The sequence below is a fragment of the Streptomyces sp. NPDC092045 genome (assembly GCF_044756005.1).
Lineage (GTDB): Bacteria > Actinomycetota > Actinomycetes > Streptomycetales > Streptomycetaceae > Streptomyces.
Window position 1 is genome coordinate 334425 of record NZ_JBIVSC010000002.1, and the last position, 20822, is coordinate 355246.

Here is a 20822-nt window from a genome sequence, read left to right on the forward strand (position 1 = left end):
CCCGGCCCCTCAGCTCCTCGGGGCGAGACCGCGCAGGACGTGGTCGACCAGGGCGTCCGCGTAGGCGTGGGTGAGCGGCAGGGTGCGGTGGATCCACCGGTGGTGGAGGGGGCCGACCAGGAGTTCGACGGCGAGCCGGGGGTCGGTGCCGGGGTCGACGTCACCGGCCCGCCGGGCCGCCTCGATGCGGCGTGCGTAGTGCTGGAGCTGGGGTTCGAGCAGCGCGGCGGTGAAGCGGGCGCCGAGGTCGGGGTCGACGATCCCCTCGGCGGCGAGGGCGCGGGTGGGTGCCTCGAAGACGGGGTCGTTCATCTCGTCGACGGTGGCGCGCAGCACGCGCTTGAGGTCGGCGGCGAGGTCGCCGGTGTCGGGGATCTCACTTCCGGAGTCGCCTCCCGCGGTCTCGGCGACCCGGGCCTGGAGGTCGAGGAAGGCGTCGAGGAGGACGGCCGACCGGGAGGGCCACCAGCGGTAGATGGTCTGCTTGCCGACGCCTGCGCGGGCGGCGATGCCCTCGACGGTGGTCTTCGCGTAGCCGTTCTCGGAGACGAGGGCGAGGGCGGCGTCGAAGATGGCGCGGCGGGAGCGCTCGCTGCGGCGGGAGACGTCGGGGAGGGCCCTGGGCCCCGGTCTGGGGTCGGGTCCGGGTCCGGCGCCCGACTCGGTTCTGCCGTCGGGGTCGGGTCCGGGTCCGGCGCCCGACTCGGCTCTGCCGCCGGAAACAGGAGCGGGAGCGGCATCGGAGCCGGGCGTGGGTTCGGGCCTGGGTCGGGGCTTGGGATCGGGCGTGGGCATGGAGTCAATCTAGCCGCGGCCGAGACGACGCGTCTCGCCGTGGCGGGTGGTGCGCGAACCACCCGAACGGTCCACTGCGCCGGGGGCTCCGAGGGCGGACCATGGGGTCCACCGCACCTCGGTGCTTCCGCCCGTCCGCCCGTGAGGAGCCCTTCTTGCGCACCACTCCGCGCTCGCCCTCGCCCCGCCGTTACCTGATGTGCCCACCCGCGCACTTCACGGTGACGTACTCCATCAACCCCTGGATGGACCCCACGAAACCCGTCGACCTGCCGCTCGCCCTCGCCCAGTGGGAGGACCTGCGGGACCGCTACCGCGCGCTCGGCCACACCGTGGAGGTCCTGGAGCCCGACCCGGCACTTCCGGACATGGTCTTCGCGGCGAACGGCGCGACCGTCGTCGGGGGCAGGGTCCTCGGCGCGCGGTTCGCGTACCCGGAGCGCGCGGCCGAGGCCGACGCGCACCTGGACTGGTTCCGCCGCAACGGCTGGGCGGAGGAGGACCTGGGGATCCCGCAGCACGTGAACGAGGGCGAGGGGGACTTCGCCGTCACCGCCTCCTGGATCCTCGCCGGGCGCGGCTTCCGCGCCAGTCCGCTCTCCCACGGCGAGGCGCAGGAGTTCTTCGGGCGCCCGGTGATCGGCCTGGACCTGGTGGACCCGCGCTACTACCACCTGGACACGGCGCTGTGCGTCCTGGACGACGCCGGCGACGAGGTCATGTACTACCCGGGCGCCTTCTCGCCCGGCAGCCGGGCGGTGCTGGCCCGGCTCTTCCCGGACGCCCTGGTCGCGACGGAGGAGGACGCGGCGGCCTTCGGGCTCAACGCGGTGAGCGACGGGCGGAACGTCCTGCTGCCGCAGGCGGCGGTGGGCCTCTTCGAGCCGCTGCGCGACCGGGGCTTCGAGCCGGCCGGCATGGACCTGAGCGAGCTGCTCAAGGGCGGCGGCAGCGTGAAGTGCTGCACCCAGGAGCTGCGCCCCTAGGGGCCGGACCCGCACGGCGCACGGGGTCCCCGGGGCCCCGCAGGAGGAGGACCGTCGCCCCCGCACCGCGTCACGGTGCGGGGGCGACGGCGTGACGCCCCTCCCTAGGGGGTGTCCGTGCCCCCCGGCACGAAGACGCCCGCCGCAGCCGCGGCCAGGGCCGCCGTGACGGACCGTTCGGCGTCGGCGGGGGTCGGCCCCTCGTGGGTGACGGCGAAGCGGTAGTAGAGCGGGGCCGAGACCGCGCGGAGCAGTTCGAGGGGGTCGGTGCCGGCCGGGAGTTCGCCCCGGGCCACGGCCCGCTCCGCCACCGGGGCCCACTCGGCCAGGCGGGTGCGGTAGAAGCCGCCCAGGGCGCGCGCGCACTCCTCGTCGCAGGCGGCCGCGGCGATGACGGCCCGGAAGACGGCGCCCATCCGGGGGTCGGTGAGGGTCTCCAGGACGAGCGCGGCGTTGGCCCGCAGGTCGCCCGCGAGGCCGCCGGTGTCGGCGGCGGGCAGGGACCGCTCGGCCATGTCGTCGAGGAGGTCGGCGACCAGGCCGACCGGGGAGCCCCAGCGGCGGTAGACGGTGGTCTTGCCGACGCCCGCGGCCGCGGCGACCTGGTCCATGTTCAGCGTGTGGAAGCCGGAGGCCGCCAGGGCCTCCTGGGTGGCGTCGAGGACGGCGCGGCGGACCTTGGCGGTGCGCCCGCCGGGGCGCCGGGTGCCGGGCACGGCCGACGGGTCCCCGCCCGGAGCCGGTACCCCCTCCCCCGAAGCCGGAACCCTCTCCTCCGGACCCGACACCCCCTCCTCCGGAGCCGGAACCCTCTCCTCCGAACCCGACGGGTCCTCACCCGAACCCGACGGACCCGTACCCGAAGCCGACGACCCCCCACCCAAACGGGAATCCTGTTCCATTAGAGCTCCTCACTCTGCTACCGTCTGCGCCATCTTAACGGAACTGACGTCCCTTTAAGGGGTCCCGCTCATGACTGCCCTCGCCACACCGCCCGTCCCGGCCGCACCCGAGGCCGCCGCCGCCCCCCGCATGGACGGGCGCATGCGGCTCGTCCTCGTCGTCCTCCTCGTCGCCCAGTTCATGCTGGCCGTCGACTTCTCGATCCTGAACGTCGCCCTGCCCGTCATCGGCGAGGGACTCGGCTTCTCCCTCGGCGGCCTCCAGTGGATCGCCACCGCCTTCGCCCTCTCCGCCGCCGGCTTCACCCTCCTCTTCGGGCGCGTCGCCGACCTGCTCGGCCGCCGCCGGATCTTCCTCGGCGGCATGGCCGTCCTCGGCGCCGCCTCGCTCGCCGGAGGCCTCGCCACCACGCCCGAAGTGCTCATGGCCGCCCGCGTCGCCCAGGGCCTCGCGACCGCCGCCGTCACTCCCGCCGGGCTCGCGCTGCTGACCTCCGCCTTCCCCGAGGGACCGCTGCGCGACAAGGCCCTCGGCCTCAACGGCGCCCTCATGTCGGCCGGATTCACCACCGGAGCCGTCCTCGGCGGCGTTCTCACCGACCTGCTCTCGTGGCGCTGGGCGTTCTTCGTCAACGTGCCGGTCGCCCTCGCCGTCCTGCTCGTCGCCCCCGCCGTCGTCCGGGAGAGCCGTCCGGCCGAGCGGCCGCGCCTCGACGTCCCCGGCGCGATCGCCGTCACCGGCGGGCTCCTCGCCCTCGTCTACGGCCTCACCGCCGCCGGCGAGCACGGCTGGACCGACCCCGGCGTCCTCGTCGCCCTGGTCGCGGCCGTCGCCCTGCTCGCCGCCTTCCCGTTCGTCGAGCGGCGCTCCACCGCGCCCCTCGTCCCGCTCCGGGTCCTGAAGCGCCGCACGGTCGTCTGGGGCAACCTCGCCGGGCTCGTCGCCTTCGCCACCGAGACCTCGCTGGTCTTCCTGATGACCCTGCACCTCCAGGACGTCCTGGGCTTCTCCCCGCTCGCCGCCGGCCTCTCCTTCGGCGTCCTGGGCGCGGGCACGGTCCTCGGCGGACTGCTCGCCCCCCGCTTCATCGGCCGGTTCTCGCCCCGTACCGCCCTGATCGCCGGCGGGGTCCTCCAGGCCGTCGCGACCCTCTCCCTCGTCGGGCTCGGCGACGGGCGGAGCACGTACGGGCTGCTGCTCGCCGCCACCTTCGCGGGCGGCGTCGGCAACATGCTCGCCATCGTCGGCTTCATGGTGACGGCCACCTCCGGGCTGCCCGACGCCGAGCAGGGCATGGCCACCGGCATCGCCACCATGACCCAGCAGGTCGGCATCACCCTGGGCACCCCGGTCATGAGCGCCGTGGTCGTCACCGCCGCCACGCTGCCCGACGGCATCGGCCGCGCGGTCCTGGTCAACGCGGCCGCCGTCCTCGCCGCCGTCCTCGCCCCGGTGTTCCTGGCGCGCGGGAGCCGCCGTTAGGGCGCGTCCGGCCCCGATCCGCCGGACACGCCCCCACCGCGCGGCGGGTCGCTCAGGAGCCGTCCGCCTCCGGCGGCCACGGGTCGCCCCACTCCGCGTCGCGGGCCTGCTTGTAGAGGGGCCCGTGGCGCTTGGTGACGGTGTCGCGGGAGAGGCCCCCGGGGTCGCAGAGCTCCAGCTGGACCAGGCCCTTGCGGATCTGCGGCCTGCGGACGATCCGGGCGGCCGCCGGGGTCACCGGGAACCGGGTGGCGGCCACGTACGCGTACTTCTCGTCCTCGTACGGCAGCGAGCCGCCCTTCACCTGCCGGTGCAGCGAGGAGCGGCTGACCCGGGCCGAGAAGTGGCACCAGTCCGTGCCGGGCGCGATCGGGCAGGCGCCGCTGTGCGGGCAGGGCGCGGCGACGGCGAAGCCGGCGTCGACGAGCAGGGTGCGGGCCGCGATGATCCGCTCGTAGCCGTCCGGGGTGCCCGGCTCGACCACCACGACGGCCTGCGCGGCGCGGGCCGCCTCGGTGACGAGCGAGGCGCGGTCGGCCTCCGTCAGCTCCTTGAGGACGTACGAGACGGTGACCAGGTCCGTGTCGGCGAGGCGCAGCGCGCCGCCGATCCGCTCGCGCCGCCACTCCGCGTCGAGGACGCCGCCGGCCAGCTCGCGGCCGAGCGCGAGGGCGGGCTCGGCCCAGTCGAGGACGGTGGTGCGGGGTGGGGCGTCGCCCCAGGCCTCCGCGACGGCCCAGCTCGCCGCGCCCGTGCCGCCGCCGACGTCGGTGTGGTTGCGCGGCTCCCAGTCGGGCGCGGCGTCCCGCAGGGCGTCCAGGGCTCCCCGTACCGCCTCGAAGGTCGCCGGCATCCGGTACGCGGCGTACGCGGCGACGTCGGAGCGGTCGCGGAGCACGGGGGCGTCGGTCGGGGTGGTGCCCCGGTAGTTGGCGATCAGCCGGTCGACGGCCTGGGCGGTCCGGTGGGGCGGCAGGCCGCCGAGGAGCCCGGCGAGGGCGGCGCGCAGGGAGTCGGCGGAGGGGGCGGAGGCGTTCACCGCGACATTCTAGGCGGCCGGGTCCTGCCCGTTCCCCGGCCCGGCGGACCCGGCCGCCGTCTTCCGCCACGGGCGGCACAGGCCCAGGAAGCAGGCCAGGGCGAGGGCGGCGCAGGTGAGCTGGACGACGGCCATCGGGACGGCCGTGTGCTCGCCCGCGATGCCGACGAGCGGGGAGGCGACGGCGCCGACGAGGAAGGAGGTGGTGCCGAGGAGGGCGGAGGCGGACCCGGCGGCGTGCGGGGTGCGCATCAGGGCCTGGGCGTTGGTGTTCGGCATCGCGAGGCCCATCGCGGACATCAGGACGAAGAGCCCGGCGGCGACGGGCACGAGCCCGACCTCGCCGAAGACCCCGCCGGTCATGAGGAGCAGCGCGATCGCGGCGAGGAGGATGGTGCCGAGGCCCCAGCCGAGCACCTTGTCGAGGCTGACGCGGCCGACGAGGAGCTTGCCGTTGATCTGGCCGACGATCACGAGGCCGACGGAGTTGAGGCCGAAGAGCAGGCTGAAGGTCTGCGGCGAGGCCCCGTAGATCTCCTGCACGACGAACGGCGAGGCGGAGATGTAGGCGAAGAGGACGGCGAAGGCGAGGCCGCCGGTCAGCGTGTAGCCGGTGAAGACCCGGTCCGCGAGGAGCCCCCGCATCGTGCGCAGGGCCTGCCCGACCCCGCCCTCGTGCCGCCGCTCGGGCGGCAGCGTCTCGGCGAGGAAGCGGTGGACGACGAGGGTGAGCAGGACGCCGACGCCGGTGAGGACGTGGAAGACGCCCCGCCAGTCGGTGATCCGCAGGATCTGCCCGCCGATGAGCGGGGCGACGATCGGGGCGACGCCGGAGATCAGCATCAGGGTGGAGAAGAAGCGGGCCATCTCGACGCCGTCGTAGAGGTCGCGGACGACGGCGCGGGCGATGACGATGCCGGCGGCGCCCGCGAGGCCCTGGAGCAGCCGGAAGCCGATGAGGGCCTCGGCGGTGGGCGCGAGGGCGCAGGCGGCGGTGGCGAGGACGTACACGACCATGCCGGCGAGCAGCGGGCGGCGGCGTCCCCACTTGTCGCTCATGGGGCCGACGACGAGCTGGCCGAGGGCCATGCCGGCGAGGCAGGCGGTGAGGGTGAGCTGGATGGTGGCGGCGGGCGCGCCCAGCGCGCCGGTGACCTCCGGCAGGGCCGGGAGGTACATGTCCATGGAGAGCGGGGGGAGGGCGGTGAGGCCGCCCAGGACGAGGGTGACGAGCAGACCGGCCCGGCGGGCGGCGGTGACGCCGGGGGCGCCGGGCGCGGGGGCGGCGGGGTCGGCGGTCGCGGCGGGGACCCCGGCGGGGCCGGCGGTCGCGGGGAGGCCGGCGGTCGCGGCGGGGACCCCTGCGGCGGCGAGGGCGCCGGGCGCGTCGGGAGCGACGGGCCCCGTTCCGTCTATGTTCCCTCGTGTCGTCTTCTGACCGCTCTCCGGCATCGACCGCTCCATTTCGTTGAAACCTTGCCTATGCTCTCAGCTCGACCGGCATGGTCGAGACCTCTGCGAGACGGGCGGGGACATGGGGACGGGTGGGCACGTGGGCGAGAAGGTGCGCTGGGGAATCCTGGCGACGGGCGGCATCGCGGAGCGGTTCACCACCGATCTGCTGACGCTCGACGACGCCGAGGTGGTGGCGGTGGCCTCCCGCAGCGAGGCGCCCGCGAAGGCCTTCGCGGAGCGGTTCGGGATACCGAGGGCGTACGGGGAGTGGGCCGGGCTCTTCGCCGACGGCGACGTCGACGTGGTGTACGTGGCGACCCCGCACCACGCCCACCGGACGGCGGCCGGCCTCGCCCTGGAGGCGGGCAAGGCGGTGCTCTGCGAGAAGGCCCTCACGCTCAACGCCCGGGAGGCGGCCGAGCTGGTCGCCCTCGCCCGGGACCGCGGCCTCTTCCTGATGGAGGCCATGTGGATGTACTGCAATCCGATGATCCGGCGGATCGCGGAGCTGGTGCGCGACGGGGCGGTCGGCGAGGTCCGCACGGTCCAGGCGGACTTCGGGCTCGCGGGCCCGTTCGGGGCGGACCACCGGCTGCGGGACCCGAAGACGGGCGGCGGGGCGCTGCTCGACCTCGGGGTGTACCCGGTGTCGTTCGCGCAGCTGCTGCTCGGCGAGCCGGACTCGGTCCGGGCGCACGCGCTGCTCTCGCCGGAGGGCGTCGACCTGAACACGGGGATGCTCCTCGGCTGGTCCGGCACGGGCGCGTCGGCCCTGCTGTCCTGTTCGATCGCCGCGGACACCCCGCTGACGGCCTCGGTGACGGGCTCGCTCGGCCGGATCGACGTGCCGCGCGGCTTCTTCTTCCCGGAGCGGTTCACCCTGCACCGGAACGGCACCGAGCCGGAGGAGTTCGTCGCGGAGGCCGACCCGCACGGCTTCCGGCACGAGGCCACCGAGGTGATGCGCTGCCTGCGGGCGGGTGAGCGGGAGTCCCCGCTGGTGCCGCTGGACGGCTCGCTCGCGGTGATGCGGACGCTCGACGCGGTACGGGACCGCATCGGCGTCCGCTATCCCGGGGAGTGACCTCCGCACGGGAACCACGGGGGACTACGCCGGGACGAGCCCCGGGTTCCCCGCCTCGGTGACGAAGGAGGCGGCGGTGGTGACGGGGGCGCCCGGAGTCGTCACGTACGGGACCGTGCGGAAGTCGGCGCGGGCGCTCTCGCGGTCGAGGGAGACCTTCGTGTAGCCCCGCCGCCCGTTGAAGAACCGCAGGTGCGGGTTGGCCCGCGTCAGCTTGTCGTAGGTGGAGGGGCGGTCGGCGCCGTCCTTGCCGCTGGTGATCGAGGTGGTGACGATCTCGGTGCCGACGGTCCGGGAGGCCGGGTCGCGGAAGTCGGCCTTGAGGTCGAGGCCGTAGGAGACGTGCACGTCGCCGGTGAGCACCACCAGGTTCTCGACGCCGGCGGCCCGCGCGCCCGCCAGGACCCGCTGCCGGGAGGCCGGGTAGCCGTCCCAGGAGTCCATGGAGAGCTTGAAGTCGGCGGTGGGGCGGTCGCGGCGCTCGGCGAACACGACCTGCTGCGGCAGCAGGTTCCAGCGGGCCCGGGAGCGGCGCCAGCCGTCGAGCAGCCAGCGCTCCTGGGCGGCGCCGGTCAGGGTGCGCGACGGGTCCTCGGACTCGGGCCCCGGGACCTGCCAGCCGTCGCCGTACGCCTGGTCGGAGCGGTACTGGCGGGTGTCGAGGATGTCGAACTGCGCGAGGCGCCCGAAGCTCAGGCGCCGGTACAGCCTCATGTCGGGGCCGTCGGGGAGCTGGGGACGGCGCAGCGGCTGGTGCTCCCAGTAGGCCCGGTAGGCGGCGGCGCGGCGGAGCAGGAACTCCTCGGGCGGAACGGTGTTCTCGGGGGTGTCGCCCGCGTAGTTGTTCTCGGTCTCGTGGTCGTCCCAGGTGACGACGAAGGGGTGGGCGGCGTGCGCGGCCCGCAGGTCGGGGTCGGTCTTGTAGAGGGCGTAGCGCAGCCGGTAGTCCTCCAGGGTGAGCGTCTCGCGGTTGAAGAGGTCCGGCAGGACGCGGTCGGTGTGGGCGCGGGCGCCGCCGGCGGCGTCGACGGCGTACTCGTAGAGGTAGTCGCCGAGGTGGAGGACGACGTCCACGTCCTCCCGGGCGAGGTGGCGGTAGGCGGTGAAGTAGCCGTCGTGGTACGCCTGGCAGGAGACGGCGGCGAGCGAGAGCGCCGCGTTGCGGGCGCCGGGGGCGGGGGCGGTGCGGGTGCGCCCGACCGGGCTGGTCCAGGCGCCGGCGCGGAAGCGGTAGAAGTACGCGCGGCCGGGTTCGAGGTGCCCGACCTCGACGTGGACGGTGTGCCGGAACTCGGCGTGGGCGGTGGCGGTCCCGCGCCGCGCGACGCGCCGGAAGCGCTCGTCGTGGGCGAGCTCCCAGTGGACGGCGACCCGCCGGTCGGGCAGTCCGCCGCCGGGCTCGAAGGGGCGGGGCGCGAGCCGGGTCCAGAGCAGGACGGAGCCGGGCAGCGGGTCGCCGGAGGCGACGCCCAGGGTGAACGGGTCCTCGGTGACGTGCCGGGCGTCGAGCTCGGCGGCGGCCGCGGAGCCGGCGGCGGGAAGCTGGGTGGCGAAGGCGAGCGCGGCGGCGGCGCCGGTGACGGTGAGGAACCGCCGCCGTCCGAAGTGCCGCGCGGCCTCACGGAGTTCCTGATGATGCTCATGCGTCCGACTCATGTGCCCCTCCCCTGACGAATGCGATGCGCTCGTCATTCGAGGGGGCCGGGGCGACGACACGTTGTCGGGTACAGGACATCCACGTGTCGGACGGATGAGTTCACGGTGCACGCGTCTCGCGTACGCTGCGCGCCCATGAGCATCGCAGTGGTGACGGGAGCGGGTTCGGGCATCGGCCGGAGCGTGGCCCGCGCGCTCGCGGCGGCGGGCTGGTCGGTGGCGCTCGCGGGCCGCCGGGCGGAGCCCCTGGAGGAGACGGCGGCACTCGCTCCGGACGGGGACTTCCTGTGCGCCCCGACGGACGTGACGTCGGAGACGGAGGTGGCGGCCCTCTTCTCCTCGGTACGGGACCGCTACGGGCGCGTGGACCTGCTCTTCAACAACGCGGGGACGTTCGCGGGCGGCGGGACCCCGGTCGAGGACCTGGACCCGGCGACCTGGCGGGCGGTCGTCGACGTCAACCTGACGGGCGCGTTCCTGTGCGCGCAGGCCGCCTTCCGGGCCATGAAGGAGCAGGACCCGCAGGGCGGCCGGATCATCAACAACGGCTCGATCTCGGCCCACGTGCCGCGCCCGCACTCGATCGCGTACACGGCGACGAAGCACGCGATGACGGGCCTGACGAAGTCCCTGTCCCTGGACGGGCGTCCGTACCGGATCGCCTGCGGCCAGCTCGACATCGGCAACGCGGCGACCGACATGACGGCCCGCATGCGGTCCGGCATCCTCCAGGCGGACGGCCGGCTGGCGCCGGAGCCGGTGATGGACGCGGCGGACGTGGCGGCGACGGTGGTGCACATGGCGGGGCTGCCGCTGGAGGCGAACGTGCAGTTCGCGACGGTGATGGCGACGGCGATGCCGTACGTGGGCCGGGGCTGAGGGGCGGGGAGGGACGGGGAGGGGCGGGGCCGCGGGGGGCCTGAGTACGGGCGGGCCCGGGTACGGGCGGGCCCGGGTACGGGCGGGCCCGGGTACGGGCGGGCCCGGGTACGGGCGGGCCCGGGTACGGGCGGGCCCGGGTACGGGGGCCGGGGCCGCCGGTCTTCGCGTCCCCGCCCCCGCCTCCTACTCCCCCGTACCCCCCCACCCCTCACCGGCGCCTCCGGCGCCCTACGCCTGCCCGGTCTCGAAGCGGGCGACCTTCCCGTCCTCGACGGTGAAGCGCCAGCGGGTCCGCATCTCGCCCCAGGTGTCGTTGCGGTAGCGGGCGACGAGGTCGCGCCCGTCGGCCTTCTGGGACTCGATCTCCATGTGGCCGCGCGAGGAGAAGACCTCCTTCTCGGTCCATTCGTCGAGGTCCCGCTCGGAACCGTCGTCGGACATGGTGGCACCGGGCGTGAGGGCCGCCCGGAAGGCCTCCTGGTCGTTGGCGTTGAGGGCCGCGACGAAGGCGCGCACGGCCGGGTCGGAGAGCTGCTCCACGGGAATGGTCATGCCCTACCCGTACACCGCCCGCCCCGCCCGTCCCCCGGAACCGCGCCGCAGCCCCGGCGTGTCAGCGACCGGGCTGGGCCACCCGGGCGAGCGGGAGAACGGTCCGGCCCGGCGGCACGAGCCGCCGGGCCGGGGCCGACCGGTCACCGGCCGGCGGGTCGCCGTGCCTCTCCGTCACTGGGGCGGCGTGTCCCGGTCGCGGCCCAGTTGCTGCTTGAGCTTGTCCTGGGCGGTGTCGACGTGGCCGCTGTACTTCCCCTGGCTCTTCTCGTCGACGAAGTCGCCTGCCTTGTCGACGCCCTTTCCTGCCTGGTCCTCGTGGCCCTTGAGCGCCTGCTTCAGCTTGTCCAGCATCGACATCGTGGTACTCCTCGGAGTCTGTCCGTCAGCGGGCACCTTCCAGGGTCCCCCCTCACCGCCCCGGCCGCATCCGCGCGGCCCGCGACTCCAAGGAAAAGGGCCCCGACCTGCGATTTCGCGGTCAAGGGCCCGGAAGGGCAGACGAGTCGGGCTGTACGCCGGGTTCTGTACCCCGGGACCTCGCGGTCGTCGGGGTGACGGCCATCCATCTAGGGCCGGCGTTGCCGCCGGCCTCCTGCGGTCTACCCGCGGACTCGGGCGAGCAGCCCTCGAACATCCGCGCAGGGACACCGGGGTGTCCCCTCTTGACCTTGCTCCGAGTGGGGTTTACCTAGCCGCCTGAGTCACCTCAGGCGCTGGTGGTCTCTTACACCACCGTTTCACCCTTACCGAGGACCGAGGTCCCCGGCGGTCTGTTTTCTGTGGCACTGTCCCGCGGGTCACCCCGGGTGGCCGTTAGCCACCACCCTGCTCTGTGGAGCCCGGACGTTCCTCGGGAGGATCCTGGGATCCCCACGCGGCCGCCCGCCCGGCTCGTCTGCCGTGCCGACCATGCTACCCGCCGCGCCGGCCCGTGCTTGACCCTGCCGCGGCGTCAGGGTTTCTACTGGGCCCATGCGCATCGGCGAGATCGCCGCCCTGGTCGGGGTCACCCCCCGGGCCGTGCGGCACTACCACCAGTCCGGGCTGCTGCCCGAGCCCGCGCGGCGGGCCAACGGGTACCGGGAGTACGGCGTCCGGGACGCCGTCCTGCTCGCCCGGATCCGGCGCCTCACCGAGCTGGGGCTCGGCCTCGACGAGGTGCGGGACGTGCTCGCGGACGACGAGGGGCGCGGGCTCGTGGAGGTCCTGGAGGAGCTGGCCGACGACCTCGCCCGGCAGGAGGCCGTGCTGCGGGAGCGCCGGGAGCGGCTCGCCGTCCTCCTGGACGACGCGCGCGCCGGGCGGCTGCCCGCCGACGGGCCCGTCTCGCCGGAGTTCGCCGCGCTCCTGGCCGGTCTGGGCGAGCTGCCCGCGTCCCCCATGGCCGTGAAGGACCGACAGGTCCTCGCCCTGCTCGACGCGGTCGTACCGGAGGAGGACCGGGCGCGCCTGATGGAGTCCCTGCGCGGGGCGGCCTCGTCCGCGCACGAGGTGTACGCGCTCTTCGACGCCCTGGAGGACGCCGCGCCGGACGATCCCCGCGTGGACGGGGCCGCCCGGGTGCTCGCGGACTCCCTGGCGGGCATGCCCGGGGTCGAGCTGCCGGAGGGCACGGCGGAGGGCCGGGACTCCGGCCTCCTCCTCGCCGACGCCGTCTTCGCGGACCTCTCCCCCGCCCAGGAGGCGGCGGTACGCCTCGCGGTGCGGCTCGTCCGGGACCGGCAGGAGGGGACCTCGTGACGTCCGCACGCCCGCTCCGGGGACGACGGGAGGAACCCCGTGATGCCCGTACGTCCGCTCCGGGACCGGCGGAAGGAAACCCCCGTGGCGTCCGTACGACCACCCCGGGACCGGCAGGAGGAAACCCCGTGATGTCCGTGCGTCCGCTCCGGCTCCTCGCCTACGCCGTGCTCCCCCTCGAAGTCGTCCTCGTCGGCTGTCTCGTCGGCGGCGTGCGGATACCCGCCGTCGTCCTGGGCGTCGCCGAGGTCCTCGTGGCGGGGCTCCTCCTCGTCGAAGGGCTCGCCTACCTGCGGCTGCGGCGGCGCGGGCTCTCCCGGCGGGACGCCGTGGCCGAGCTGGTGCCCGGGCCCGTGCTGCGGCTCCTCGGGCACGAGCTGCGGCTCCTCGCGAGCCTGGGGCGGTGGGTCGCGCGCCGGCCGCACGGGACCGCCGGCGCGGACGGCGTCTTCCCGCACGCCCGCGACCAGGCGGCGCTGATGTACGGCTTCGCGTTCGTGTGCGTGGTCGAGACCGTCGGCATGTCGTACCTGCTCGCCCGCTGGCCCGTCGTCCACGGGATCGTCCTCTTCCTGGACGTCTACACCGTGCTCTTCGTCCTCGGTCTGCACGCCGCCTCCGCGACCCGCCCGCACGTCCTCGCCGGGGACGTGCTGCGGCTGCGGCAGGCCGCCCACGTCGACCTGCGGATCCCGCTCGACCGGATCGCGTCCGTACGGCGCGAGACGCTGTTCTCGCACGAGAGGGCCGACGGCGAGCTGAACCTCGCCGTCGGCGCGCAGACCTCCGTCACCGTCGAGCTGGCCGAACCGGTCGACGCGCCCCGGCTGCTCGGCGCGCCCCGGCCCGTACGGGCCGTCAGGGTCCACGCCGACGACCCGCACGCCCTGTACAAGGCCGTGAACGAGGCGCTCACGCGGGTGCGAACAGCACCTTCGCCCGACCGGGATCCGCTTCCGCGAGTCTGACCCGCAGCCACTCCCCCAGCGGCAGCGGGGAGTCGCCGCCCGCGATCCGGGCGACCACCGCCGGGTTCTCCAGGTGGACGGTGCCGGTGGACGGTTCGCGTTCCTTGACGTCGATCACGTACGCGTCGAAGAGCTCCCCGATCCGGTCCTTCAGGAGCGCCGCCTCGACGATGTCGACGCTCTCGCGCTCGACGGCGTTGGCGCGGCGCGAGCCCGCGGCCATCTCGTCGGGGAGCGCGGGCAGCGCGGCCCGCACCCACTCGGGCGGCTCGTCCCCGGCCACCGCCGCCACGCACAGCTCGCTCGCGTACCGGTCGACGAGCCGGCGCAGCGGGGCGGTGCAGTGGGTGTACTCGTCGGCGACGGCGGCGTGCACGGCCGGGTCGGGGACGTGGCCGTCGGTGAAGACGGTGTACCCGGCGCCGCGCAGGAGGGTGGTGCACTCCTGGAGGAAGGCGGCGTGGCGCGGGTTCGACGGGTCGGCGGAGCGGACGACGTCGGCGTACGGGACGTGGTGCGGCCAGTCGACGCCGAGGGCCTGCGCGGAGCGGCGCAGCCGGGCCACGGCGCCGTCGGGCGCGGTGGGGAGGGTGCGCAGGACGCCGGTGCCGGCGGCGGTCATCAGGTCGGCGGCGGCCATGCCGGTGAGCAGGGAGATCTGCGCGTTCCAGCTCTCGGAGGGGAACGGGGCCCGGTAGACGAGGTCGTAGCCGTGGTCCCGTTCGACGATCTCCTGCTCGGGGACGTCGAGGGAGATCCCGCCGCGCTCGATCTCGATGGCCTCGCGCAGGCGGCCGATCTCGCGCAGCAGGGCGACCGGCTCCTCGGCCGTGCCGGAGTCGAGCTGCCGCTGCACGCCCGCGTAGTCGAGTCTGGCGCGGCTGCGGACGAGGGCGCGGCGGACGTCGGTGGCGACCCTGCGCCCCTCGGCGTCGAGGTCGATCCGCCACAGCACGGCGGGGCGGACCTCGCCGGGGAGCAGGCTGGCGGCGCCCTCGGAGAGGACGGCGGGGTGGAGGGGGACCTTGCCGTCGGGGAAGTAGAGGGTGAGGACCCGGCGGTGGGCCTCGGCGTCGAGCGCGGAGCCGGGCGCGACGAAGGCGGCGACGTCGGCGATGGCGTAGTGGACGCGATAGCCGCCGTCGGCCCTGCGGGCCAGGTGCACGGCCTGGTCGAGGTCGGTGGAGGCGGGCGGGTCGACGGTGAAGAAGGGCAGGTCGGTGGCGTCGTGCGCGGGGAGCCGGGGCTCCTTCGCGGCGGCCTCGGCCTCGGCGAGGACAGCGGGCGGGAAGGCGTCGGGGATCGCGAGTTCGGTACGGAGTGCGCGCAGGGCGGCCCGCAGCGGAGCCTCGGCTGCGCCGGTCACGTGTATGGGGCGGCGGGGCATGGACCGAGCGTAGGGGGCGGCGGCGGGTCCGTCATTTCGGCGCGGGTCCGTGGAGCGGTGTGGGGGCGGGGCGGGCCCGTGGGCCGACGGCGCTCCATGGCCGGGCCGATCCCCGTGGGCCGGCCGCCCCCGCGCTCCGGCCGCTCCCCGCGAACCGGCCGCGCTCGCGGGCCCGCCGCGCTTTGTAGGCTGGGCGGCCGGGGCCGCACCCCCGCCCCCGTCCGTACGAAGGAGAACCACCGTGCTCGTGCTGCTGCCGCCCTCCGAAGGCAAGGCTCCGTCGGGGAGCGGGGCGCCCCTCAAGCCGGAGTCGCTGTCCCTGCCGGGGCTCGCGGAGGCGCGGGCGGCGGTCCTGGACGAGCTGGTCGAACTGTGCGCCGCCGACGAGGAGAAGGCCCGCGAGGTGCTCGGCCTGAGCGAGGGGCTGCGCGGCGAGGTCGCGAAGAACGCCGGGCTGCGGACGGCCGGCGCGCGCCCGGCCGGGGAGGTCTACACCGGAGTCCTGTACGACGCGCTCGGCCTGGCGACCCTGGACGCGGCGGCCCGGGAGCGGGCCGGGGAGGCGCTCCTGGTGTTCTCCGGCCTGTGGGGCGCGGTGCGGGTGACCGACCGCATCCCGTCGTACCGCTGCTCGATGGGGATCAAGCTGCCGGGCCTCGGCGCGCTCGGCGCGCACTGGCGGGGGCCGATGGCCTCCGTGCTGCCCGAGGCGGCCGGGGACGGCCTCGTCCTGGACCTGCGCTCGTCGGCGTACGCGACGGCGTGGCGGCCGAAGGGCGGGGTGGCGGCGCGGACGGCGACGGTGCGGGTGCTGCACGCGCCGACCCGGAAGGTGGTCAGCCACTTCAACAAGGCGACGAAGGGCCGGATCGTGCGGAGCCTCCTGGAGGCGGGCGCGGAGCCGGGCTCCCCGGCGGAGCTGGCGGAGGCGCTGCGGGACCTGCGGTACGTGGTGGAGGAGGGCGGCAGGCCGGGGGCGCTCGACGTCCTGGTGGACGAGATCCACTGAGGGGCCGTGGCGCGGGTCCCGCCGGAGCGGGTCGTTGCACGCTGCGCAACGAGCGTTGCGGAGAGCGTCGGTCCTCGTCAGGATGAGCCCATGACGAGCGTGTTCGACCTTGCCCCGGCAGCCCCCGTCGTCCCCGTGGTGGTGATCGAGGACGCCGCCGACGCGGTCCCCCTGGCCCGCGCCCTGGTGGCCGGCGGGCTGCCGCTGATCGAGGTCACCCTGCGCACCCCGGCCGCGCTCGACGCTCTGCGGGCGATCGCGGACGGGGTGCCGGGGGCGGTCGTCGGTGCCGGGACCGTCGTCTCGGCGGCCGGGGTCGCGGACGCGGTCGGCGTCGGGGCCCGGTTCCTGGTCAGCCCCGGGTGGACCGGGCGGCTGCTCGGCGCGATGCGGGAGTCGGGGGTGCCCTTCCTGCCGGGGGTCTCGACGGTCTCCGAGGTCGTGGCGCTGCTCGAACAGGGCGTGGACGCCATGAAGTTCTTCCCGGCGGAGGCGGCGGGCGGCGTCCCGTACCTGAAGTCCCTGGCGGGCCCGCTCCCGCAGGCGCGCTTCTGCCCGACCGGCGGCGTCTCGCCCGCCTCCGCCCCCGCCTACCTCGCCCTGCCGAACGTCGGCTGCGTCGGCGGTACGTGGATGCTGCCGCCCGACGCCCTCGCGGCCCGCGACTGGGCCCGGGTCGAGGCCCTCGCCCGCGAGGCGGCGGCGCTGCGGACACCGGTCAGCGGCCGGTGACCTCCGCCGTGAGGTGCTCGGCCACCGGCCGGTAGCCGAGCCGCAGGTACAGGGCGTTGCTGGTGGGGTTGGCCACGTCCGCGAAGAGCAGGACCTGCGCGGCCCCGGCGTCCCGGGCGGCGCGACCGACGGCGGTGGTGGCCCCGGCGGCGTACCCGCGGCCGCGGGCGGCGGGCGGGGTGTAGACGAGGTGGACGCGGGACTGGCCCTCGGTGACGGGCGAGAAGCACGCCATCGAGACGGGCCGTCCGCCGTCCTCCCAGAGGAACAGCCGGCCGTCGGAGATCCGCTCCGTGACGGGTCCGGTGCAGTCGTCCCCCGGCTCCTCGCCGATGTCGCGGACGAACTCCCGCGCCCAGGCTGCGGCGAGCGGTACGTCGGCGGCGGTGGCGACGCGGGCGCGGCCGGCGGGAGCGGGGTCCGGCGGGGTCGGCGTCCCGAGCCGGAAGAGCCGCATCCGGACGGTGGGGGTCCAGGGGCGGCCGGTGGCCTCCGCGAACGCCTCGACGGCCGCCGTCTCGCCCCGTACGACCGTCGGTCCCCCGTTCCCGGGGAGGTCCGGCGAGGAGGCGAGGGCGCGGGCCGCCTCCGGCGTCACCGTCCCGAAGGTCGGCTCCCCCGGCGCGGCCACCACGAGCACCCCGGTGACCCGCCCGTCCGGACCGGTCCACCAGCCGAACCGCCCGGCCGCGTCCACGAGCGCGAGCACACCGGTGTTGCGGGCGGACCCGGCGGACAGCAGGGCTCCGGCCGCCGCGCGGAAGACGGCGGGTTCCTCGGTGAAGTGCCAGGTCATGGACGGTGATGGTGGTACGGGGGCGGGTCCCCCCGCCACCCGTTTTCCACCGTCCCCGCCGTCCTCCTCCCGGAGGTGCGTCCTCCCTACCGGAGGTGCGAGGTGTCGTTGAGGAGGCGTACGGAGGCGTTGCCGTCCGTGTAGTAGGCGACGGCCGAGAGCGAGGCGGCGGACAGCTCCATGCGGAACAGGGACTCCGGCGGGGCGCCGAGGGCGAGCCGGACCAGGGTCTTGATCGGGGTGACGTGGGTGACGAGGAGGACGGTGCGGCCCGCGTGGGCGGCGGTCAGCCGGTCCCGGGCCGCGGCGACGCGCCGGGAGACGGTCGCGAAGCTCTCCCCGCCGCCGGTCGGCGCGGCCTTCGGGGAGGCGAGCCAGGCGTCGAGGTCCTCGGGGTGCCGCTCGCGGACCTCGCCGAAGGTCAGCCCCTCCCAGGCGCCGAAGTCGGTCTCCCGCAGGCCCTGTTCGATCCGCACGTCGAGCCCGAGGCGGGCGGCGACGGCGGCGGCGGTCTGGCGGCAGCGGGTCAGGGGCGAGCTGACGATCTCCTGGATCGTGCCCCGGGCGGCGAGCGCCGCGGCCACGGCCTCGGCCTGCCGCAGCCCGGCCGCCGACAGCTCGGGGTCGCTCCCCCCGCTCCCGGAGAACCGCTTCTCGGGCGTGAGCGCGGTCTCCCCGTGCCGCAGCAGCACGAAGGTCGCGGGCGCCCCCATGTCGGCCGCTCCCCAGCCCTGCGGGGAGGTGCCGTGCGGCCGTACGGGGGTGGAGGCGGGCGCGTCGGACCGGGTGGCTCCGGCGGCGCGGGCCGTGCCGGCCTTCTCGGCCGCGTGGCCCGTCGGCGCCAGGACGCCGGCCTCGGCCTCGAAGTCGCCCGAGGCGACCGGGGCGGCCGAGGTCGCGGTGGCGTCCTCGGCGGCGAACAGGCCGTCGTCCGCGGTCGGCCAGGCGCCCGTACCCGTACCCGTACCCGTACTCGCACCCGTGCCCGTGCCCGCAGCGGTGTCGGTCGTCGTCGGGCCGGGCGTCCCGGTGGTCGGGGAGCCGGACAGCGCCGCCCTCGCCCGGGCCGCTCCCGCCCGCGCGTCGCCGGGCGGGCCCGACGGCGGCGGGGCGGCGGCGTTGCGGGCGGCCGAGGCGTCCAGGACCGCCGTGGAGCCGGACGGCTCCCACCGGCGCCCGAGCCGCCCCGCGTCCATCGCCTCGTTCGCCAGCCGGTCCGCGTGCTTGTTCCGCTCGCGCGGGATCCACTCGTAGCGGACGCGGCCCGCCGGGAAGACCCGGCCGGCCTCGGCCGCGAGCGGCTTCATGTCCGGGTGCTTGATCTTCCAGCGGCCGGACATCTGCTCGACGACCAGCTTGGAGTCCATGCGGACGTGGACGGTGGCGTCCGGGAAGAGCTCCCGGGCCGCCTTGAGGCCCGCGACCAGGCCCTTGTACTCGGCGACGTTGTTCGTCGCCACACCGATGTACTCGGCGGCCTCGGCGAGCGTCTCGCCCGTCGCCGCGTCCAGGACCACGGCCCCGTACCCGGCGGGCCCCGGGTTGCCCCGGGAACCCCCGTCCGCCTCGACGACGAGCTCGCGCGCGGAGGTCATTACAGGCCGGACTCCGAGGTGCGGACGAGGATCCGGCGGCAGTTCTCGCACCGGACGACCGCGTCCTTGGCGGCGGCGCGGACCTCGTTCAGCTCGGTGATGTTGAGCTCGATGTGGCAGCCCTCGCACTTGCGCTGGTAGAGCCGGGCCGCGCCCACGCCGCCCTGCTGCTCGCGCAGCTTCTCGTACAGCTTGAGCAGGTCGGCCGGGACCGAGCCCGCGACGAGCTCGCGCTCCTTGGTGACGGAGGCGGTCTCGGCGTCCAGCTCGGCCTGGGCGGCGTCGCGGCGGGCGGTGGCGTCGTCGGTCTTGGCCTGGACGGCGGAGACCCGCTCGGTCAGCTCGGCGAGGCGCTCCTGGACCGACTCGCGGCGCTCCATGACCTCCAGGACGATCTCCTCCAGGTCGCCCTGGCGCTTGGCGAGGGAGACGATCTCGCGCTGGAGGTTCTCCAGGTCCTTCGGGGAGGAGACGGCGCCGGAGTCGAGGCGCTGCTGGTCGCGCGCGGCGCGCTGGCGGACCTGGTCGACGTCCTGCTCGGCCTTGGTCTGCTCGCGGCCGCAGTCGCTCTCCTCGGTCTGCGCGGCGACGAGCAGGTCGCGCAGCTGGGTGAGGTCCTTGGTGAGCGCCTCGATCTCGGCGTGCTCGGGCAGCGAGCGGCGCTTGTGGGCGAGCTGCTGGAGGCGGGTGTCCAGGGCCTGGACGTCGAGGAGGCGGATCTGGTCGGCGGGCGCGGCGTTCAGTTGGGGGCTCCAGGAGAAGAGGTGTGGTGGGAGGACCAGGGGTCGGTGACCGTCTTCGAGACGTGGACGCGGAGGTCCCAGCCGTGACGGTCGGAGATCGCGTCGAGCTGCGCGGCGGCCTGCTCGCACCAGGGCCACTCGGTGGCCCAGTGGGCGGCGTCGACCAGGCCCAGCGGAGTGCGCTGGGTGGCCTCGGAGACCGGGTGGTGGCGCAGGTCGGAGGTGAGGAAGGCGTCCACGCCCGCGGCGCGCACGGCGTCGAAGAGGCCGTCGCCGGAGCCGCCGCTGACGGCGACCCGGCGCACGAGCATGCCGGGGTCGCCGGCGACCCGGACGCCCTGCGCGGTGGCGGGCAGCCGCGCGGCGGCGCGGGCGGCGAACTCGGCGAGGGTCTCCGGGCGGTCGAGCTCGCAGATCCGGCCGAGGCCGTTCTCCGGGACGAGCGGGCCGGTGACGCGCAGGCCGAGGGCGCCGGCGAGGGCGTCGGAGACGCCGGGGTCGGCGGTGTCGGCGTTGGTGTGCGCGACGTGGAGGGCGATGTCGTTCTTGATGAGCTCGTGCACGACGCGGCCCTTGAAGTGGCCGGCCGCGACCGTCGTCGTACCGCGCAGGTAGAGCGGGTGGTGGGCGACGATCAGGTCGGCGCCGAGGGAGACGGCCTCGTCGACGATCTCCTGGACGGGGTCGACGGCGAAGAGGACGCGGCCGACCCGGGCGTCGGGATCGCCGCAGACGGTGCCGACGGCGTCCCACTGCTCGGCCCGGTCGGGCGGCCAGAGGGCGTCGAGCTCGGCGATGACTTCAGACAGACGGGGCACGGGGGAAAGGCTACCTGTCCCGCGTGCTCCACCGCCCTGGCCTGTGGACAACCCCGTCCGGGCCCGGCCCTCCCCCGGACGGCCCCGCCCCGGCCGCACCCCGCCACCGGAGCCCCCGACTCCACTGAGGCTCCCCTTACCCGGGGTCACCGCCGGTGACTCCAGCACACCCGTCCGCTCCCGCTCAGCAGAACCGC

Annotated in this window: 20 protein-coding genes and 1 other RNA gene; 8 read left to right on the forward strand and 13 right to left on the reverse strand. The window is 75.5% G+C overall.

The window, feature by feature from the left end; genetic code table 11:
- Window positions 1–9: 9 nt before the first annotated feature.
- Window positions 10–573 (reverse strand): TetR/AcrR family transcriptional regulator, encoded by a 564-nt coding sequence (locus ACIQKA_RS08280; RefSeq protein ID WP_383431203.1) that lies wholly within the window; start codon window positions 571–573, stop codon window positions 10–12.
- A 377-nt stretch (window positions 574–950) separates the two neighbouring features.
- On the opposite strand from ACIQKA_RS08280, the gene ddaH reads away from it, so the two are divergent.
- Window positions 951–1781 carry a dimethylargininase gene (gene ddaH / locus ACIQKA_RS08285; protein WP_383151327.1) on the forward strand — a complete coding sequence of 277 codons (831 nt, stop codon included), beginning with the start codon at window positions 951–953 and terminating at the stop codon, window positions 1779–1781.
- Window positions 1782–1885: 104 nt separating this feature from the next.
- Here the strand turns inward: ddaH and ACIQKA_RS08290 are convergent, their stop codons facing one another.
- Complete coding sequence (locus ACIQKA_RS08290) at window positions 1886–2497, reverse strand: TetR/AcrR family transcriptional regulator (RefSeq protein WP_402540428.1); 612 nt, start codon at window positions 2495–2497, stop codon at window positions 1886–1888.
- 256 nt (window positions 2498–2753) lie between these two features.
- On the opposite strand from ACIQKA_RS08290, the gene ACIQKA_RS08295 reads away from it, so the two are divergent.
- Complete coding sequence (locus ACIQKA_RS08295; protein WP_402540429.1) at window positions 2754–4166, forward strand: MFS transporter; 1413 nt, start codon at window positions 2754–2756, stop codon at window positions 4164–4166.
- A 52-nt stretch (window positions 4167–4218) separates the two neighbouring features.
- Here the strand turns inward: ACIQKA_RS08295 and ACIQKA_RS08300 are convergent, their stop codons facing one another.
- The gene (locus ACIQKA_RS08300; RefSeq protein WP_402540430.1) at window positions 4219–5205 is read right to left on the reverse strand and encodes a small ribosomal subunit Rsm22 family protein; all 987 of its coding nucleotides are present in this window, start codon (window positions 5203–5205) and stop codon (window positions 4219–4221) included.
- 9 nt (window positions 5206–5214) lie between these two features.
- Window positions 5215–6657 (reverse strand): multidrug effflux MFS transporter, encoded by a 1443-nt coding sequence (locus tag ACIQKA_RS08305; RefSeq protein WP_402540432.1) that lies wholly within the window; start codon window positions 6655–6657, stop codon window positions 5215–5217.
- An 82-nt stretch (window positions 6658–6739) separates the two neighbouring features.
- Here ACIQKA_RS08305 and ACIQKA_RS08310 point away from each other — a divergent pair, with 82 nt between their 5' ends.
- On the forward strand, window positions 6740–7744 hold the full coding sequence (locus tag ACIQKA_RS08310; protein ID WP_391092935.1) for a Gfo/Idh/MocA family oxidoreductase: 1005 nt from the start codon (window positions 6740–6742) through the stop codon (window positions 7742–7744).
- 24 nt (window positions 7745–7768) lie between these two features.
- Here the strand turns inward: ACIQKA_RS08310 and ACIQKA_RS08315 are convergent, their stop codons facing one another.
- Window positions 7769–9400 carry an alkaline phosphatase D family protein gene (locus ACIQKA_RS08315; protein WP_402540433.1) on the reverse strand — a complete coding sequence of 544 codons (1632 nt, stop codon included), beginning with the start codon at window positions 9398–9400 and terminating at the stop codon, window positions 7769–7771.
- A 135-nt stretch (window positions 9401–9535) separates the two neighbouring features.
- Here ACIQKA_RS08315 and ACIQKA_RS08320 point away from each other — a divergent pair, with 135 nt between their 5' ends.
- A complete protein-coding gene (locus ACIQKA_RS08320; protein ID WP_383151320.1) occupies window positions 9536–10279 on the forward strand; it encodes an SDR family oxidoreductase in 744 nt (247 codons plus the stop codon).
- Window positions 10280–10510: 231 nt separating this feature from the next.
- On the opposite strand, the gene ACIQKA_RS08325 is transcribed toward ACIQKA_RS08320, so the two are convergent.
- The 3 genes from ACIQKA_RS08325 to rnpB form a co-directional block, all read right to left on the reverse strand.
- Window positions 10511–10834, reverse strand: a complete 324-nt coding sequence (locus tag ACIQKA_RS08325; protein WP_383151319.1) for a nuclear transport factor 2 family protein — start codon at window positions 10832–10834, stop codon at window positions 10511–10513.
- A gap of 174 nt (window positions 10835–11008) precedes the next feature.
- Window positions 11009–11194, reverse strand: a complete 186-nt coding sequence (locus ACIQKA_RS08330; protein ID WP_383431093.1) for an antitoxin — start codon at window positions 11192–11194, stop codon at window positions 11009–11011.
- 138 nt (window positions 11195–11332) lie between these two features.
- Window positions 11333–11731, reverse strand: an RNA gene (gene rnpB / locus ACIQKA_RS08335) — RNase P RNA component class A.
- A 78-nt stretch (window positions 11732–11809) separates the two neighbouring features.
- Between rnpB and ACIQKA_RS08340 the strand changes: the two genes are divergently transcribed.
- Together ACIQKA_RS08340 and ACIQKA_RS08345 are read left to right on the forward strand one after the other, a co-directional pair.
- The gene (locus tag ACIQKA_RS08340; RefSeq protein ID WP_383440842.1) at window positions 11810–12577 is read left to right on the forward strand and encodes a MerR family transcriptional regulator; all 768 of its coding nucleotides are present in this window, start codon (window positions 11810–11812) and stop codon (window positions 12575–12577) included.
- A gap of 131 nt (window positions 12578–12708) precedes the next feature.
- Complete coding sequence (locus tag ACIQKA_RS08345; RefSeq protein ID WP_402540436.1) at window positions 12709–13545, forward strand: hypothetical protein; 837 nt, start codon at window positions 12709–12711, stop codon at window positions 13543–13545.
- On the opposite strand, the gene ACIQKA_RS08350 is transcribed toward ACIQKA_RS08345, so the two are convergent.
- Window positions 13490–14932 (reverse strand): RNB domain-containing ribonuclease, encoded by a 1443-nt coding sequence (locus ACIQKA_RS08350; protein ID WP_383151315.1) that lies wholly within the window; start codon window positions 14930–14932, stop codon window positions 13490–13492. The genes ACIQKA_RS08345 and ACIQKA_RS08350 overlap by 56 nt on opposite strands.
- Window positions 14933–15173: 241 nt before the next feature.
- Between ACIQKA_RS08350 and yaaA the strand changes: the two genes are divergently transcribed.
- Window positions 15174–15941, forward strand: a complete 768-nt coding sequence (yaaA, locus tag ACIQKA_RS08355) for a peroxide stress protein YaaA (protein WP_390105858.1) — start codon at window positions 15174–15176, stop codon at window positions 15939–15941.
- A gap of 90 nt (window positions 15942–16031) precedes the next feature.
- Window positions 16032–16673, forward strand: coding sequence for a bifunctional 4-hydroxy-2-oxoglutarate aldolase/2-dehydro-3-deoxy-phosphogluconate aldolase (gene eda, locus ACIQKA_RS08360; RefSeq protein ID WP_402540438.1), 642 nt, complete (start codon window positions 16032–16034; stop codon window positions 16671–16673).
- Here the strand turns inward: eda and ACIQKA_RS08365 are convergent.
- The 4 genes from ACIQKA_RS08365 to ACIQKA_RS08380 all read right to left on the reverse strand — a co-directional run bounded on the left by ACIQKA_RS08365 (window position 16660) and on the right by ACIQKA_RS08380 (window position 20625).
- Window positions 16660–17469 (reverse strand): GNAT family N-acetyltransferase, encoded by an 810-nt coding sequence (locus ACIQKA_RS08365; RefSeq protein WP_402540440.1) that lies wholly within the window; start codon window positions 17467–17469, stop codon window positions 16660–16662. The genes eda and ACIQKA_RS08365 overlap by 14 nt on opposite strands.
- A gap of 86 nt (window positions 17470–17555) precedes the next feature.
- Window positions 17556–19064, reverse strand: a complete 1509-nt coding sequence (locus ACIQKA_RS08370) for a bifunctional RNase H/acid phosphatase (protein ID WP_402540442.1) — start codon at window positions 19062–19064, stop codon at window positions 17556–17558.
- Window positions 19064–19807: a zinc ribbon domain-containing protein gene (locus ACIQKA_RS08375; protein ID WP_383151385.1), complete on the reverse strand. Its 744-nt coding sequence runs from the start codon at window positions 19805–19807 to the stop codon at window positions 19064–19066. Before ACIQKA_RS08375 ends, ACIQKA_RS08370 begins: the two co-directional genes overlap by 1 nt.
- A complete protein-coding gene (locus ACIQKA_RS08380) occupies window positions 19804–20625 on the reverse strand; it encodes a Nif3-like dinuclear metal center hexameric protein (protein WP_383151309.1) in 822 nt (273 codons plus the stop codon). The genes ACIQKA_RS08375 and ACIQKA_RS08380 overlap by 4 nt, the downstream gene beginning before the upstream one ends.
- Window positions 20626–20822: the final 197 nt, after the last annotated feature.